We start from the raw sequence: 17,465 nt of genomic DNA, 5'->3' as shown, positions 1-17,465 counted from the left end.
AGGAAAAACATTTCTCTATTCGAATCCTTTCGTCGTGCTGTTGATTCTACCTTCCTATGACCTGTTCGGACTATTATGAGAAATGCTATACCTGAGTGGTCTACTGGCGGTAACTTCTGGGTCCAATTGTCTTAGAACCCGAAGGGAAAATAAACAATGCGCTACTGAAAGCAGTGGTGAGAGCCCATCTGTGGAAACGGCAACTAGAAGAGGGAAAATATAGAAGTGTGAATGAGCTGAGTGCCAAAATTAATATAGGTACAAGACGTATACAGCAAATTTTAAGGTTAAATTATTTAGCACAAAAGATTAAGGAAGACATAATAAATGGGAGGCAGCCAAGAGGATTGAAGTTGGTTGAATTGAGGGAAATACCAATGCTGTGGAGTGAGCAGCTTGAGAAATTTTATAAGTTGGCATGGGAGTGTTAAAAATCACATTCTTTTGGACGTCAATTGAAGCTCTTAAATAGAAAACGGCCTACTGTTTCTTCAAGACTTGAAGCTTTTCTCATTTTTTCGCGCTTTGTCCAAGAGTCCACTTTTGTTGCATCAGATTGATTAATTGTTTCAGAACGAATCAACTCTCCAGATCTAGTAAAAAAACCTCGTTCAATAGCATCACGTACTGAACATCCACCAAGCAAACATTTTTCCCCTATTCGTTCCTCACAATTCTGTAATTTTTTCCACTTTTCTTGATCTTCTACTTCTACCTTTATTAGATTTTGCTTATCAGTGTATAATCTCACTTCCAACTCTCCCAAGCCAGTATCGAAAGTCAATACTATATTACTACCATCCGCTAGGCCTACATAATTCCTTATAGTGTTTTCCGTTATAATTTCTACCTCACTCTTACCTATCTTTATTATATTTCTTCCGTATTGTACACCTTCCTGAGTGATACCTAAACCCCTTGCTCCATTTGTAATCTTTGCAACATCTACTTTACTATCCTGTGAATATTCAAGACAGAGAGTAGAGTTGTCGATTTTTACGTCTCTTACCTTACCACTTGTTGCGCTTTGAACGATTGTTATGAAATCTAAAGCACGATTCTCATAATCTGCATAAGCGTTTTTCATATTAGCTTTGTGGCTTTCAAACTCTTCCAGTTCGTCAATTACATATATACTGCTTATGTTGTACAAAATTGCCCCTTTTGATATCAATTGACATACTATACCACTAGCAACCTCTATATTCCTTGAACCTTCGGAACTCTTTCTTAATTCACTAATCTTTCTTATCACAAAATCTGTAAAACTATATTCCTTTTCATATACCTTTCCGTATATACTACCCTGGTTAGGAAAGTTCAGCCTTACCCCAAGTTCTATAGCTTCGTTTACAACGCGTTTTAACTCATCTATATCTTTGGATTTATTTACCCTACCCAAAAATATTTTCAACTTTTCCGACTGATCTAATATTAAATCATCCCATAGAGTTCTAAGCTTAGGCAAACGTTTTTTGTCCTTCCACTCTTCGTAATCAATCGCTCCTGCTTCTAGCAGCAACTTTTTTGCTTCTTTGAAATGAGTTTCATTACCATAACAAGCCTCCCTAATCTTTTGAAAAACTCGAGACTTTCCTTCGCAATCACGAAGATTGAGAATCTCTTTAAGACCTTCATTTCCTTTGTGCTGATTGAAAAACTTTCTTAGTCGATTAGTGTTAAAGCTATGACCGCAAATACCTTCTAAATCATTTTTTGCTTCCAATTGCTCCTGAGTTAAAAAGATCTGTTCTAAAAGATTCACTTCAAAAGGTTTTTTGTTAATAATTACAATGTCTAGAGGAGTTTTTCCTTGTCTGTCAGTTTGACCACGTGCTCCTTTTTTCAGAAGCAAAGGTATATTTAAAGTATTATAATAAGCAGCATAGTGCAAAGGTGTTTGCCCTTCACTGTTAACTATGTTAGGATCAGCACCAGATTTTAAAAGTAAAGTCATAAATGCACTAACTGCACAACCTATGTCTTTTTCCACTGCTAAATACTCCATACCTTGTATTACATGTAGTATTGTCAATTTGGATTCTCCCCTTTGAAGATTGAGAACAGCTTTTAGATCATCACCTTTGTTATCGTGTAAAAAGTCCTCAAACCTTGTAATGTCACAAAATGGAAAGTCTGTAAGAAGATTTAACAGTGCCTTATTCAAATTTTTTTGGTTATCTTTTAAATCAGGTACGTTGAAAGACCAATCAGATATTAAATTTTTGAATTTTTCCCTTTTAATAATAGAGGTCAAAGAGCTGTTATCACTAAGCAGCAACGAGTATTTAATTGACTCATACTTATCATCTACCCGCCCCTCCTTCTGTTCTACCTTTATCTCCTTTAAATACTCTGTATCATCATCTTTAATGCGTTTAGCTAGATCCTTTAAAAATTCAATATCTCTGTTTTCCAGTAAAGGTAATGCCCCCTTCTTCATGAGAATCGAGACCATTTTTGTACTTCGTCCAGCTAAGTATAATGGAGTGCGCCGTTTTTCATCTAACGCATTAACATCAGCTCCATTGTTTATAAGATACTCTACTATTTTTATTTTTTGGCTCAAGACAGCATGATGTAGAGGAGTGCTTCCGTCATTATACTTCTTATTAACACTTGCTCCATTTTTTATTAGGATCTCTACCATTCTTGTGTTCCCTTGTGAGATAGCATAATATAATGGATCACGATTGTACGCATCAATTGTGTTAACATCAGCTCCTCCTTTTATAAGGGTTTCTACCATTTGTTTGTTGTTTTTTAAAACAGCAAAACTTAATTGGCACAATGTACCTGGATCTACTTGCTTTAATCTCTCTTCTATTTTACTAACCACGTTACTCTTACTTAAACCAACATCAGCGTTAGCAGAATTTAATACTTCCTGCGATTTATTCAATTCCATAACTCCACCTCGGTTAAAAATACTACGCACCATTTTCACACGCATGACATAAAATGCAAGAACTAATATGACATGCAACATTCGTCCTTAGGCATTTGAGGTAAGCTTTGCCTATTCACTTCACATTCATTTAGCCTACTATTAGGCTTTAATACTGCATATGTAATGCCACCAGCAATGGCCCCAACAATCAATGCAGCAGTAGCTGATATTGATAAACTAAGATGAATAGCAGTACATCCAATAGCCACACTTGTCAACATGGTCATTATCCCTACACAGAAACTGGTCTTTATTGCTCTATTAGTTATAGTTAGGTGTTTATTTTCTGTCACTTTTTGATACTGTATCACATTTTTATCATCAGCCAGACTTCCCGAGGTTTTGGGACACTCCCTTACTCGAAGACTAAGATACTTAACTATGTCTTTGTAACCATTAGAATCTGCCAAATCGGAAGGAGTCTCACCTCTAAAGTTTTTTACATCAATAGTAGCCTTTTCTTCCTCTACAAGATATTCAACTATATCATAGCGATTCATTCTAGCAGATTCATGTAATGGAGTATCGCCATTTTTTTCGCTTACTACATTAACATCAGATCCCTTTTCTAACAGAGCTTTAACTATGCCTAAATAGCCCACCTCACAAGCAATATGCAAAGCAGTGCATCCTTCTTCGTTTCGTGCTTCAAAACTAGCTCCTTTGTCTAACAGAAATTGAACTACTTTCAAATGACCACATCCAGCAGCTTCATTTAAAGCAGTATCGCCTTCATAGTTTGTTGCATTAATATCAGTACCTTTGTCTAATAGAGCTTTAACGATTTCTAAGTAACCCTCTCGAGCAGCAATATGCAATACACATTTGAAACTATTCTTTCGTATGTCAGCATTATTCATTTGGCCCAATAGAGCTTTAACTATTTCTAAGTGGTCCTCGCTAGCAGCAATATGCAAAGCAGTACAGTCTTCGTTGTTTCGTGCCTCAACACTGGCTCCTTTTTCTAACAGAAATTGAACTATATCTAAGTGACACATTTCAGCGGCAATATGCAAAGGAGTGTCATTATCATCGGTTGCTTGGTTAATATTGATTTTTTCTTCACTTATAAAGTACTCAACCACTTTTAATTTACCCATTTCAGTAGCAGAATGAAGAGCAGTGCATCCTTCTTCGTTTCGTGCCTCAACACTAGCCCCTTTTCCTAATAGAACTTGAACTACTTCTAAGTGGCCTGCTTTAGCAGCAATATGTAAGGCAGTGTCACCATTATCTTTTTGCGCATCAACATCAGCACCATTATCTAGTAGAACTTGAATTACGTTTAAGTGACCCATCTGAACAGCGATATGCAGCGGAGTAGCTCCTTCATTGCTTATTACCTCAACAGTAGCTCCTTTTTTTAACAGGGTTCCAACGATTACGAAGCGGCCCCTGCCAGCAGCAAGATGCAAAGGCGTGTTACCATTGTTGTCTTTTATCTCAACACTAGCTCCTTTGTTTAATAGATCTTGAACTTTCTCTAAGGAACCATGAAAAGCAAAATTAAGTAAGTCAGTATGTATATTACTTTCGTGTACACAATGCTCATCTGTTTTTAAGTGACTATCGAGCGTAGCTAAATATGAATACGTAATATTTTGATTAACTTGATAAATTGGTATGGTCTGTGTTGCATAAAAACCTTGTTCTTTTGACCGCTTTTCTATTCCATCAACCATACTGTTCTCTTCTAAATCTGCTTGAATATTTATTGGACTAGATACTTCTTCCAATTGATTACCCACGACACTACCTTAACTTAAAAACTTATGTTTTAATTATTACACAATTATTATAATTAGCAATAGTTTTATATTTTTTTTCAGAATTACAAATTTATTGTATTCAGATATAGGAAAATACCTTTTGTCTCTAAAAAACATTGCAACCAAGTATTACAAAGATTTCAATTATTTACTTCTTCAAAGATCCCAAAAAGATCGTATCTTTGTGAGAACAAGCTACGTAAAAGTAGGGTTATGAAAATAGGAACTTGCAATCTTTGCAACAAAGTCAGGGAAATTAGTTCGTATGTGGATTTAGCGAAAGTGAGCCAATGTAGCTGGTTTTGGCATATAATAAAATTATAATATAAAAAAGTTCGCACAGATCATTTGGTAGACCAACTCATCCCAAAACGAACATTTCTCACGCTTGTTGATTTTGGGCGCTGAAAATGGTTGCATTGTTTAAATTTTTAGTAGAATATATTAATAAACCAACATTATTCCACTTGCAAATATATAGAATGCAATTCTTTTTATTAACACTTGTATAGAAATATTCCAAACTCCTCCACAACTTTTTCTGGCTAAGGCCACATATTCTACAATAAATATTTGACATATACAGCGTATCTTACGTTTAAATTATCTGACATCCAAAAAATCAAGGAAGGCATTTTTAATGAAACATAATCACACATATGGAACGAAGAATTTGAGGTTTTTTATAGTTAAGAGATCGTTATTTATTGGAGTAGTATCAGTCTGGTACTGCATGACCACTCAACATAAAAACGCCGCAAAACCATACAGAATTTATAAACCTACTACCAGTGACATGGTAGAAAAACAAAATTAATATAGTATTCCCTACCGCACACTTATAAAACCTTAAAAAAACAATAGACTTCTTTCAAAATTGTTAGAAGGAGTGTAAGATGAAGTATTTGAAAGCATGAAATATAAGGAAATAGAAAAGTTAGAAGGAGAAAAGTTTCGACGTTTAACAGGGGTAAAAAAAGCAACATTTGAGCGAATGGTAGAAATTCTAGAAGTGGAGGATAAAAGAAAAAAAGCTAGAAGTGGAAGAAAAAGTAAACTTTGCATAGAAGACAGGCTACTTATGGCACTGGAATATATAAGAGAATATCGTACATATTTTCATATTGTGCAAAGCTATGGCATGAGTGAAAGTAGCAGTTTTAAAGTAATAAGATGGGTATAAGACACATTAATAAAACATCCAGATTTTATATTACCAGGAAAAAAAGAACTATTAAAGAGTGATGTAGAATATGAAGTTTTAGTAATAGATGGAACTGAAACGCCAGTAGAGAGGCCAAAAAAAAGCAAAAACGCTTTTACTCTGGAAAGAAAAAAAGGCATACTATAAAAACACAAATAGTAACAGAGAAGAAGAGTAAAAAAGTCATATGCACGTCTTTCTCGAATGGTAGGAAACACGATTTTCGGATGTTTAGAGAATCAAAGGTAGCAGTATTGCCGCAAACTAAAATCTTAGCTGATGCCGGCTACAGGGGAATGCAGAAGATACACAAAAATAGACTTCTTTCAAAATTCATGTAGGGAGCTCAAAATTGTGAAATGCAGCAATCAAATTAAACCTTAAACCAAAACGTTTTCGTCGGTTTCTATACCTGTCCGAGATGATTTTAAACCTTTTCAATAAGCCAATTACGTTTTCAACAATTGCCCTTTGGCTCATAAGTGCTCTGTTCTCTTTTTTTTGTTCTTTGCTTAAGAACCTGTTAAGGATCTCGAAAATATGAGGTAAAATAAGCATAGTTAAGAAAGAGGTATATCTATGCAAAAAAGCTATCCAAGCGATATAAGTCAAGAACAATTTAAAAAAATTAGACCAATACTGGAGAGTAGCAGAAAGAAAACAAAACCAAGGAAACTTGATTTGTATGATGTATTTTGTGCAGTGCTATATGTCCTAAAAAGCGCCTGCCAGTCGAGAATGCTGCCAAAAGATTTTCCAAGGTGGGAGAACGTGTATTACTATTTTCAAATGTGGAATAAAAAGAATGGAGCAGAACCAAGCTTGCTGGAAGTAGTCTTAAAAAAAATTAGTTGGAGAGGTTCGTATCAGCAATGGTCGGAAAGAGAAAACCAGTTTCTGTATAATTGATGCCCAAAGCGTTAAAAACACAGATACTGCTGAAAAAAAGGGCTATGATGCAGGTAAAAAGATTTCAGGCATAAAGCGTCATATTGCAGTTGATACGCAAGGCTTGCCACACGCAATTCATATAACAACAGCAGAAGCAACTGATCGTAGCAGTGCTGTGGAAATGGTGGGAAAGGCTAAAAAAAACCTCTCTGAAGTTAAAAATGTACTGGTTGATGCTGGCTATACAGGAGAAAATTTTGCAACTCAAATAAAAGCTACTATTGGTGCAACTGTTGAGGTAATAAAGCGGAGTGAATTACATTCTTTCGTTGTATTGCCAAAGAGATGGGTTGTTGAGCGATCTTTTGCTTGGTTGGAAAAATGTAGGCGTTTGTGGAAAAATTGCGAGCGGAAACTCAACACTAGCTTACAAATGGTTGTTCTTTCCTTCATTTCTATTCTATTGAGGAGATTTTAAACAGGTTCCAAGAACCTCATTCAACTTTACCCAACTCAACACATATACTTTTTGAAACATTGCTGCAAGTAAAAAAAACAGGTTACCCACCTTAACCTCTTTAAATTTGTTTACAATCTCTACTTGACGCATAAGGTTTTTGTTACACTCCTTTCATCCACCGATTACCTCTACCTACCTACTTTACCTTTGCTAAGATTAGAAACATGACTAGCTTCAGGACTTTCTAAGCTCGACTGTGGCAGGTCACTGAAATCACTAACACTGAGTGATATAGGTGCTTCTCCTAATCCATATCCTCCCCCTACTCTGTGATATCCTAACTCTAGATAAGTACGTAGTAACGGATCAATGCGCCCTTTGTTATCATGGTATGCCTGCAATTGAACATTATCCTGCGGATTATCTCTGAATAATTGTGCAATATTCCTCCTCAGGCCTCGAAAGTAATTTTCATTCCTGTTTTGATCATCTCTTCTAAGCTGCTCTTTTATAGCATCTGTAATATTTTGAATTCGCCTCCCAGGATTTTGATTTAAAACTTGATTAATATCTCTAGCATTTTCTAATGCCCACAAACCACAATTATGACCATCCGTTTGCTGATAAACAGAAACATTTTCAATCCTAACATTATTTCCTAAGTTATTTCGAACGATACCAGTAACATTATTTGGAACATTACCACCAGATGAATTAGCATAGTACCCAATATAATTTCCATTTTCACGTTCAATAACTAATGTGACCCAATGAGTATTGTTTAAAGTAATGATTAGAGTTAAACGTTGATGTTCTGCATTTTCTTCGAATTGGTTTAATGTGTCAGTCATTTGTTGGTTATCCCTTGCTAAATTGACTACTTCAAAAGCGTGATTACCTTCAGTATGAAGCTGATATTGCAATCTTCCAGCGCGAGCTATATCAATTTGTTGAAGCCAGTAATCATAATAGCCAGTACTTGTTGCAAATTCCAGTGTAAGCAGATCACTTACTTCTATCTGTTGGTTATTAAGAATCCCTCTTATTTGCGTTAATACGTCTTGCGCAGTTTGAGTAGTAGGTATAGTTCCATGTGCACTTAACCTTATCCATTTTCTTATAGCATTTTCTTTACTGCATTCATGCAAACGCACTTCAATACATTGGTTATCATTATCACCTTGCTGAAAAAATAAAATCTTTTCCTTCCTTTGATCTTCTTGCCTAACATTTTGGCGGTAATTCCTTAAATTTTGAATAGTTACATCTGATAATAAATTCGCTGGCGGACTTTCATCAATAATACCTTCATGTTCTATTGGTCTTAGGTCACGACCGCGACGATCAAATTTATGTACACACGGTTGTCGAGTAGATATAAGGTCTTCTGCTCTCTGTGCACCTCTATTAAACACAGCATAAGATAAAACTACCTTATTTCCAGAAGTAATAGGCAAATATCCTCTTTCCTTTTCCATAAGTTTACCTATTCGCCGTTCGGCTTCGTCTTGCTCCTGCTCTACTTCTTCTGCATTATTAGCAAATCCTAATACATACCCAATTGGGTGAGTATCTGAATCATTCCCTGTAGGTCGTCTTAATAACAGAAGACCTAATCTCTGTTCCGTAACTCTTGTGCGTACTTCTTCCACCACTCCTTCTCTTATCCTTTCAGGACCATATGTTTTACTTATCTTGTACCTAGAAAGTACTTTATCAGGACTGTCATAAACACAAAATACACCATGCAATATAGACCGAAACTTATCCTCGCTATCTATATTTATTATTGCATCACCATTCATATTTTCTGGCATTAATACTCTGGAAATAGCTGCAAATAGTTTTCCGTGCTGAGCACCATCTTGCCAGTCATCATTCATAACTCCCTCTAAAATACCATGTACATTTTCAGCATTGGGAATTTCTACAAGCTGACCACCAAGCACATTACCCCTATTCTCCAATAGGTAATCTCCTGGTGTATTAAATCTAACTGCATTAGAATTTATTCCAGATCGATCATTAAGTGTGTATGTCACTACACCCACAGCAGCAATACTACCTTGTAGTAAAGGGATTGCCTCTAGTTGTATATCATTGCTAGCTCTAATATGAAGTATAACTATATCAGAACCTTGAGCATGCAAGACCATAGTTGAAGCATCTCTTCCTAAATCCTCATCATCATATCTAAATACATACTTTGCTACAGGTAATTCCCCTCCACCTTCAAGTTGTAAATGATGCCTATCAAAAGCACCACTTCCAAAAGCAAAACCAGTTATACAATCAAGTATCCTGTCACGATTTTCTTCATTTATTGGTATTTCGGTAGGGATATGTTGAAGTAAGAAATCTTCAATATCTTCTATAATTTCTTCATTTTCTATACACTCAAATAATCTTCGCACTAAAGGAAATCTATCCTGTTGAAGTTCTACTGTATCAACATTAAAAGGAATGCGATTTAAATTAAAATTTAATCCAACACAAACAGCATATCTTGATTCAGTATGAATAGATATAAATGAAGAAGCACGCAATCTTTCAGCGTCACCTCTAGCGCGGTTTAATGCAGTATGAGACCATGTCCCTCCTGTAGCAAGATTGATAATAATGGGAATATTGTCTCTTTCTGCTTGATGACGTACAAGAAAAGTAATGCGTGAATTCCTAGGAGACAAGTTGAGGTCAACATCTATTGTGTAGAGATGACTAAAACTTGCTAAAAAACCTGATAAAAACCCATAACCTTCAAATTTCTGATTGCGATTTTCAATATTGTTTCTTACCTGCGCCCTATAATTATTATAGGTATCAGTTACGTATCTTAAAATATTTTCTTGGAGAGAATTTCTTACATTTTCTTCGTCATCACTTGCTAGTATTTCCATAAAGTTGTCAATCCCTTGTTGACTAGGTTCGACTTGTACAAAATTGATCAACCTATCAAGCTGTCCTCTCTGATTTCTGTTAAGTCGTCTTCTTTCTATTGACTTGACCGATAATCGGTGACCTATCCTTGGAAATTGCCTCAGAAGATTAATCTCAGATGCTGAATATTTGCCAAATTTATCTTCGCGAACCGCGTCAAATACTGATGCACCTTTTTCACCCTGACTCTTGCCCTTTCCATGCATGCATACTTTGTATTGCTCAAAACTTAGGTCACCTGCCCTTAAACCTCGATTTTGCTGTCTAATTTTTCGTACTAGAGAATCTCTTTCTCTTTCACTAAACCTTGCACCTGGACTATTATAGGTATCACAAACACTGTAACACCTGACGACTTGCTTTCCATCACGATTACGAGTTAGAACGGCAACTTTTAGGTTTCCTGTATCTCTATTATTACCACTTGTATCAATACCATGATTATCAAAACGAAAGTAGACTTTTTCACGTTCATCTAGAATTCCAGCATAATGTGCAGTAGCAAACATACTAAAAAAGGATATAGGAAGAAAACGACCTGTACCCACATGATACAAGAAAGATGGACACCGATCTAAAAAAGGTTCAAATTCTCGTCTAAAACCCTCGAGATCTCCATCTACTAAACTTCTCGCTAAAGACACAAAATACCTCTCTATTTACTAAGACCAGAAAAACCACTTAAATTGATGAGTGGACTACTCATTACCACTCAGCGTAAAGATGCTTCCTTTCTTATGAGAACCAGAAACACCACTCACACTAGGAGCTTCAAACCCGGACTTCGGGCCATCACCAGAACCATCAAGCGGCAAAGGTACCTTAGATTGAAGCCGTAAATTATTCCAAGGACCATCGCCTCTAGGACCAAAAATTGTTCTCTCTAACTCAGAGAATAACTCTCTTGCGGAATCACCATAGTCTATATCTTCTTTCATTCCTTTCCGACCACATAATCTAAGGTTTTTTATCATGACTTCCTTAAAAAGTGCAAACTTTTCAGGAAAGCAATCTTTGGCAAATGACATCATATCTAATATTTCTTTTTTCCCTATTTCTTTTTCTTCATCAGTCTTATAAATGTCTTCTCGTCTCCAATTGACTATTAACCCTGCAAATACACCACTTGTAGGAACTGTATAATTAGAAGTATTAACAGCAGCCTCCTTGTGTTTATAAAAGCGACCACATCTCCACATTTCCATAATAAGAGATCTAGCTTGAGCATTTAACTCAGGATTGTCTAACATCACATTTGAAAGTGAGGAAAGAAGAAGTTTATATTCTTCATATGAGAATATTTTCTCTGAATGATCTCCGTCTCCACGTTCTGAAACTTCTTTATAACACCAGCACTGTACTAAATCATGCACTGTATCAAAAAAACATGAACGTATTAATCTACTAAAAAGGAAATATACCCCTCTATCCTTCTGCGATACTTTCTGTAAAAGAGTATCTTTATCGACTATCTTATTTACACAAAAATCTAAAATAGAGGCGTCTTTCTCAACAGATTGAGGACGAGAAAGAGCAATAATTGCTTCTGTAAGCTTCTTCTCTTTATCTTCTTCTTTTAAATGATTATAAAAATACTCTACTCCTTCACTCCACTTAAGTTTTACAGCACTGTCAAAACCTTCTGACGCGGTACTTGGTTGCTTTAATCCCCCAGATTCTCTATCGATCCAGAAATCAAACACACGACCATTCCTCTTTATCGTATCTAGAAGGGAATTTCGTACATATTTGTCAATTTCAGTTTCAGTTTTGCCATCAAACTTACCAGGAGGAAATTTGCTCTTGAGAAATTCGAATCTTTTTTGAAAGAACGGAAGAATTTTACCCACCACACAGTAACTACAAGCCATCTCGTATCTGTGGAGTGGATTATCTATTCCACCTATTTTTTCTTCAGTAAACCTTTGACCTAAAACAGTATTATTTAACCTTGTACCTAACCAACAACCTTCATCTCGAAAAACATTATATAAGAATTCCAGCTTATCATCCTTAAAGGATTTAATATGCTCTATATAGGTTTCTGCCCACCTTTTAATAGCTAACTTTCTTCCAGCCGCAATGTCACGATCTGTATGTTTTATCACATCTTGTAGCTTTTTAAGCACTTCAGCTTGACGTTTTGTTTCTATTGGCATTTAAACCTCCCTATATCATAAAAACAACGCTATGGTACTAAATTTGTAGCTAAGTTACAATACCTAATTACTCCAGAAAGACCTATTTAATACACAAACGTTCTGGTCAGAATTAGAGAAATCTGTCTAGAATCATTAGACTTCTTTCAAAATTCATGTAGGGAGCTCAAAATTGTGAAATGCAGCAATCAAATTAAACCTTAAACCAAAACGTTTTCGTCGGTTTCTATACCTGTCCGAGATGATTTTAAACCTTTTCAATAAGCCAATAGACTTCTTTCAAAATTAGAAGAAGGAGTGTAAGATCAAGTATTTGAAAGCATGAAATATAAGGAAATAGAAAAGTTAGAAGGAGAAAAGTTTCGACGTTTAACAGGGTAAAAAAAGCAACATTTGAGCGAATGGTAGAAATTATGGATGAGGAAGATAAAAGAAAAAAAGCTAGAAGTGGAAGAAAAAGCAAACTTTGCATAGAAGACAGGCTACTGATGGCACTAGAATATATAAGAGAATACCGCACATATTTTCATATTGGACAAAGTTACGGCATGAGTGAAAGTAATTGTTTTAAAATAATAAGATGGGTAGAAGACACATTAATAAAATATCCAGATTTTGCATTACCAGGAAAAAAAGAACTATTAAAGAGTGATGTAGAATATGAAGTTTTAGTAATAGACGGAACTGAGACGCCAGTAGAGAGGCCAAAAAAAGCAAAAGCCCTTCTACTCTGGAAAGAAAAAAAGACATACTATAAAAACACAAATAGTAACAGAGAAGAAAAGTAAAAAAGTCATATGCACATCTTTCTCAAATGGCAGAAAACATGATTTTCGGATGTTTAGAGAATCAAAAGTAGCAGTATTGCCGCAAACTAAAATCTTAGCTGATGCCGGCTACAGGGGAATGCAGAAGATACACAAAAATGTTGTATTACCGCACAGGAAAACGAAAAAGAATCCGTTAAGCAAAGAACAAAAAAAAGAGAACAGGACACTTATGAGCCACAGGGCAATAGTTGAAAACGTAATTGGCTTATTGAAAAGGTTTAAAATCATTTCCGATAGATATAGAAATCGACGAAAGCGTTTTGGTTTAAGATTTAATTTGATTGCTGCTATCCACAATTTTGAGCTCCTTACGTGAATTTTGAAAGAAGTCTATTGAGTATTTTCTAGAAATTTTGATTTGACAGCTAACATAAGGTTTCTGGAGACTATAGGTGATGCAATTTTAACACTACCCTATTTATATTCCCAAGAATAAGGTCAGTAGATATGTTGTTTTCCAGAAGAATATTAGTAAGATTAATTGGAGAAGTGCTGATGGCTTTAACTAAGTGGGTTTTAACTTCGCCCTTAAGTTCTGTTCAGCAGTGTCTGCTCTGTTCCATTTGTGTTAGGTAAGGGTATGGTTGTAAATACAAAATTCGATCAGCAGAGGGCTGAAGATGATCTATATACTGTTTTGAGATTCAAAGGAAAAGGAGATTTTGAAAGACGGATAAGAGAACTGCTTGTTAACAATTATAAGAAACTTAAAAAACCACTGAGCAAACTCCTTGGTAAGTTAGAAAGTAAAATAAGGACTGATAAAGAGAACAACCAAGCAGCCAGAAACGTTTATGATCAAATCAAAAAATCTAGAACTAATGAAGATAAATTAAGTAATTTATTGGAATTTAAAAAACAGCTAAAAGCTTTCTTAAAAAATCAAGATGATTGTAGTATTGTGTTAAATGCAATTGACTCTGCAAGTGTTATCCCTGTTATTGAAGTTAATGGTGTGCATCCAAAAGATAGTGAGATCAAAAAGTTAAAAAAAGCTCAACCTCTCACCTCTAACAGACAAGACTTTGAAGAAGCTCTAGAATACATAGAATCACAAGAAGAAGTTATGGGGATTACATTAGAGGAACTTATGGAATACAAGCAACACTCTGTTAAGATTTTTCTACTGAACCGTGTTAATTCATGCAGAAATGGGTGTTCTCAATTGCATCCTGATGTAAGAGAAGCTATAGCAATATTATCAAATGATAAGCTGAGAGCTTTCTACGATGAAGAAGTAAAGAAGAAGACGCTACAACCAATATTATCCTACAGAGAATGTGAACAATTATATGACAAAATTAACTATGAAAAAAATGAATCTCGTATTATAATCGAAAGAGAAGAACTTGGAGAGAATGTTAGGAAGGTAATAGGAGTCAAGCGCTTTATGAGTGAAAGCAGTGGAGAAGATCAGAAAGATTGTGCTAGTCTAACAGAAGCTGCTGTTGATAAGAGACAAGATCAGAGAGCTTGTGATAATGGTGAATTAATTGAAAATAGTGGCATATCTTCTCTGGGCAACTCAATTAATGTTTTAAGTGATATGAGCGTACCTTCTGGCTTTGATATAAATTTGATTAATTCGAGTACTCCGATTAAACAGATCGGTCAATCTAACCACACTTCTACGAGTGAAGATCCGTTTAATGAAGCAGATCTTAGTGGCAAGATGAATTTAAGTGGTGCAAGTAGAATGGTTGAACCTATGAAACTAATTGTAGATAGGTTGAACAAAGTGGAGGAAATACTAGAACAACAAAATTTTACGTCATTAAGTAGAGAGTTAACAGAGCTGAAGATGTTCTTGCAAGGGTTTTTCAATGTTGTAGAAGAACTTATCAGTGAAAGTGGCAAAAAATGTCTACAGAATGAGTCCGGAGGCAATTTCGAAAATTCATCTGGGGATTTTTTACAACAAATTTACAGACTTAAATTAAAATTGGAAATACAAGGAAAAATGAATTGTTCTCTAGATCAAAGAAATGAATTATTGATCGAAGAAAACCTTAAACTTGTAGAAAAGAACAAAGTTCTTCTCAATAGAAACAATTTGATTGAGAATCAACTACGTGGCGTACTCGAGGAAAGAGATAGGCTGTATGCTTCGATAGAAGAAAGAGAGAAAGATAAAAATAAGTTGATTGCAGAAAACGAGCAATTAAAATGGGAAAATGATGAGTTAAACAAGCGTGACGACTACATTTTAATAGCAAGCGAAACAAAAAGTATTGCTATACAAACAGAGAACATAAGCAAATCCGGAGAAATTACCCAATCAGATGTTAAGTGTCATGGACAGATAGAACAGGAGAAGTTGATAGAAGAGATAGATATAATGAAAGAACAAATTGAGGAACTCTTATCAGAAAGGATTATATTATTGAGCAGCGTAGAACTATTAAAGGCAGAGAATAAACGATTAGAAAACGTTGAAAAAAGCTTGAGTGCCGGGATCTCACATTTTTGCTCTGTAGAAAATTTGTATAATGAGCTTGCAGCTATTGAAAAGAGGGGGAAGCTCGATAATTCAACCCAAAATGAAATGGAGGCGGAAGTTGGCACTGAGGCGATGGTACCTACAAAGAACGTGGATCTAGTTAATGTAAAACAAGGTTATAGTAAAAGGGCTAGTAACCTATCTCAAGTTCCTGAAAAAAGTTCAGCAGTAAGATCTCAATTCTCAGCAGCAAGCACTCATGGTAGAAAGCAAATAATTTATGCCTCTGCTTCTCTTATATTATCTGGAGCATTTGCTTTTGGCACAAGTTTAACAATGTCTCATTTAGGAATATCTATTTCACTTGCTTTGACTGCATTAACTTTCCTTACATTGGGATGTTATTGTTCATATAAGGCAAGTACAACGCTTAGGAATATTGAACTTGATCAAACTTTTAAAATCGCTAATCATGAAGATGTTTTTATGGTTCCTAGTTTATAACTGTTTGGAAAAATATATTGTTTTACTTCCCAAAAGATTTAGTGAAAAAGAGGTAGAGAGAAAGATGAAAGGGTCTATCAGCTCTCGGTGCGGCAAATTAGTTGCTGACAGTGATATAGAACATTACTTGGTGCTCTAGACAATTGGCGAATAAAATTCTAGGCGTAGAAGGAGATATAGATGAAGAAAAGACCAAATTTAGTGGAAAAATTAGCAGGATTTTTTTAGGCTCTGTGCATGATGGCAAGGGAACAGCAAAGTGGTTGTATTAAAGGATTAGTTTTATGTCCTTAGCTCAACTTTTGAAATCCTAGATGATCAAAATGCTCTGCTCTCCTAAGATTAGTGATGTTAGGATACCTCTTGGTCACAGTACTAATAACCAGAATTATGGATCAAGATAAAAAAATAGTAAATAATTTGAGCATTTACAACAGGAAATTAGCATGTATAGCTCTTTTCATAGAAGTCCGGATGTGATAAGATAAGGATAGACGATGATAAGGAGGTTGAGTGCCAGCAGCATATAGTTATGACTTAAGGAAAAAAGCAATGGAAGCGCTAGACGAAGGAGAAAGCAGAGAAACAGTGGCAGCAAGATTTAAAATTGGACGAACTACTTTATGGGAGTGGCAGCAAAGAAGAAAAGAAACAGGAGACTTTCAATCAAAAAAACTTGGAAATGGAGGTTACAATCACAAAATTACCGACTGGGATGCCTTTGCTAAATTTGCCAGAGAAAACGGAGGAAAGACTCTGTCGGAAATGGCTAAACTTTGGGGCAACGTTAGTATCCAAACGATCCACCGAGCTCTCAGAAAAATTGGATTTACGCGCAAAAAAAGACATATGGATACAAGGAAAGAAACGAAGAAAAACGTGCTGAATTCTTAAAAATTATAGCAACAAAAGAACCAGAAAACTTAGTTTATATAGATGAGTCTGGCATTGATAACACAGAGGACTATCCATATGGGTATTGCCAGAAAGGACAGCGGTTTTATGGCCTAAAATCTGGAAAGAAAACTCAACGAATCAGTATGGTTGCAGCCTTAAGTGGAAGAAAGATAGTTGTTCCGTTAACCTTTGAAGGCCGCTGTAATATGGATGTTTTTAATGGATGGTTTGAGCAATTTTTGACACCGATCTTGGAACCTGGACAGGCTGTCATTCTTGACAATGCTACTTTTCATAAGTCTGATAAAATTATCGAGCTTGCTAAAGGGGTTGATGCAGAAATTTTGTATCTGCCGCCTTATTCTCCAGATTTCAACAAAATTGAGCATCATTGGTTTGCTATAAAAAACAGAGCCAGGAAAAA

8 protein-coding genes and 5 pseudogenes are annotated in these 17,465 nt (G+C 35.5%); 7 read left to right on the top strand and 6 right to left on the bottom strand.

Annotated elements, in window-relative coordinates:
• Positions 1-128 precede the first annotated feature (128 nt).
• Positions 129-431 (top strand): annotated as a pseudogene (locus OZD66_RS03955) (recombinase family protein); the annotation flags it as partial.
• Between the two features lie 20 nt (positions 432-451).
• Here OZD66_RS03955 and OZD66_RS03950 read toward each other — a convergent pair.
• Both OZD66_RS03950 and OZD66_RS03945 read right to left on the bottom strand, forming a co-directional pair.
• Positions 452-2,989: an ankyrin repeat domain-containing protein gene (locus OZD66_RS03950; protein WP_182366902.1), complete on the bottom strand. Its 2,538-nt coding sequence runs from the start codon at positions 2,987-2,989 to the stop codon at positions 452-454.
• Positions 2,971-4,698, bottom strand: a complete 1,728-nt coding sequence (locus OZD66_RS03945) for an ankyrin repeat domain-containing protein (RefSeq protein WP_182366901.1) — start codon at positions 4,696-4,698, stop codon at positions 2,971-2,973. The genes OZD66_RS03950 and OZD66_RS03945 overlap by 19 nt, the downstream gene beginning before the upstream one ends.
• A 934-nt stretch (positions 4,699-5,632) precedes the next feature.
• Between OZD66_RS03945 and OZD66_RS03940 the strand changes: the two are divergent.
• Positions 5,633-6,255: pseudogene (locus OZD66_RS03940) on the top strand (transposase family protein); the annotation flags it as partial.
• Between the two features lies 1 nt (position 6,256).
• Here OZD66_RS03940 and OZD66_RS03935 read toward each other — a convergent pair.
• Positions 6,257-6,439 (bottom strand): annotated as a pseudogene (locus OZD66_RS03935) (transposase family protein); the annotation flags it as partial.
• Positions 6,440-6,502: 63 nt separating this feature from the next.
• Here OZD66_RS03935 and OZD66_RS03930 point away from each other — a divergent pair.
• Positions 6,503-7,292, top strand: a protein-coding gene (locus tag OZD66_RS03930) for an IS5 family transposase (protein ID WP_182366897.1) whose coding sequence is annotated in 2 segments (ribosomal slippage) — positions 6,503-6,763 and positions 6,765-7,292 — 789 coding nt in all. Because the reading frame shifts where the segments join, the coding sequence is not laid out codon by codon here.
• Between the two features lie 170 nt (positions 7,293-7,462).
• On the opposite strand, the gene OZD66_RS03925 is transcribed toward OZD66_RS03930, so the two are convergent.
• The 3 genes and pseudogenes from OZD66_RS03925 to OZD66_RS03915 all read right to left on the bottom strand — a co-directional run.
• Positions 7,463-10,855, bottom strand: a complete 3,393-nt coding sequence (locus OZD66_RS03925; protein WP_182366895.1) for a cytoplasmic incompatibility factor CifB — start codon at positions 10,853-10,855, stop codon at positions 7,463-7,465.
• A gap of 54 nt (positions 10,856-10,909) precedes the next feature.
• Positions 10,910-12,370: a cytoplasmic incompatibility factor CifA gene (locus OZD66_RS03920; protein WP_182366893.1), complete on the bottom strand. Its 1,461-nt coding sequence runs from the start codon at positions 12,368-12,370 to the stop codon at positions 10,910-10,912.
• Between the two features lie 153 nt (positions 12,371-12,523).
• Positions 12,524-12,640: pseudogene (locus OZD66_RS03915) on the bottom strand (IS5/IS1182 family transposase); the annotation flags it as partial.
• 51 nt (positions 12,641-12,691) lie between these two features.
• On the opposite strand from OZD66_RS03915, the pseudogene OZD66_RS03910 reads away from it, so the two are divergent.
• The 4 genes and pseudogenes from OZD66_RS03910 to OZD66_RS03895 form a co-directional block, all read left to right on the top strand.
• Positions 12,692-13,516 (top strand): annotated as a pseudogene (locus tag OZD66_RS03910) (IS5 family transposase).
• 264 nt (positions 13,517-13,780) lie between these two features.
• Positions 13,781-16,144 (top strand): TomO hydrophobic C-terminal domain-containing protein, encoded by a 2,364-nt coding sequence (locus OZD66_RS03905; protein ID WP_259348514.1) that lies wholly within the window; start codon positions 13,781-13,783, stop codon positions 16,142-16,144.
• Between the two features lie 143 nt (positions 16,145-16,287).
• Positions 16,288-16,416 carry a hypothetical protein gene (locus OZD66_RS03900; protein WP_259348513.1) on the top strand — a complete coding sequence of 43 codons (129 nt, stop codon included), beginning with the start codon at positions 16,288-16,290 and terminating at the stop codon, positions 16,414-16,416.
• A gap of 241 nt (positions 16,417-16,657) precedes the next feature.
• A protein-coding gene (locus OZD66_RS03895; protein ID WP_275022267.1) for an IS630 family transposase occupies positions 16,658-17,465 on the top strand; the annotation gives its coding sequence in 2 pieces (ribosomal slippage) (positions 16,658-16,982 and positions 16,982-17,465; 809 coding nt annotated over the 2 pieces). This gene is flagged as partial in the annotation.

It is taken from the genome of Wolbachia endosymbiont of Drosophila baimaii (genome assembly GCF_028982185.1).
Taxonomy (GTDB): domain Bacteria; phylum Pseudomonadota; class Alphaproteobacteria; order Rickettsiales; family Anaplasmataceae; genus Wolbachia; species Wolbachia pipientis.
Note: the sequence above shows the minus strand (reverse complement) of the source record. Positions and strands in the feature narration are given on the sequence as shown.

What these genes read in the sequence shown, in the direction of transcription:
- OZD66_RS03950 (WP_182366902.1), bottom strand. Translation starts at nt 2,989, where the DNA reads ATGTTGCATGTCATATTAGTTCTTGCATTTTATGTCATGCGTGTGAAA.
- OZD66_RS03920 (WP_182366893.1), bottom strand. Translation starts at nt 12,370, where the DNA reads ATGCCAATAGAAACAAAACGTCAAGCTGAAGTGCTTAAAAAGCTACAA.
- OZD66_RS03905 (WP_259348514.1), top strand. Translation starts at nt 13,781, where the DNA reads ATGGTTGTAAATACAAAATTCGATCAGCAGAGGGCTGAAGATGATCTA.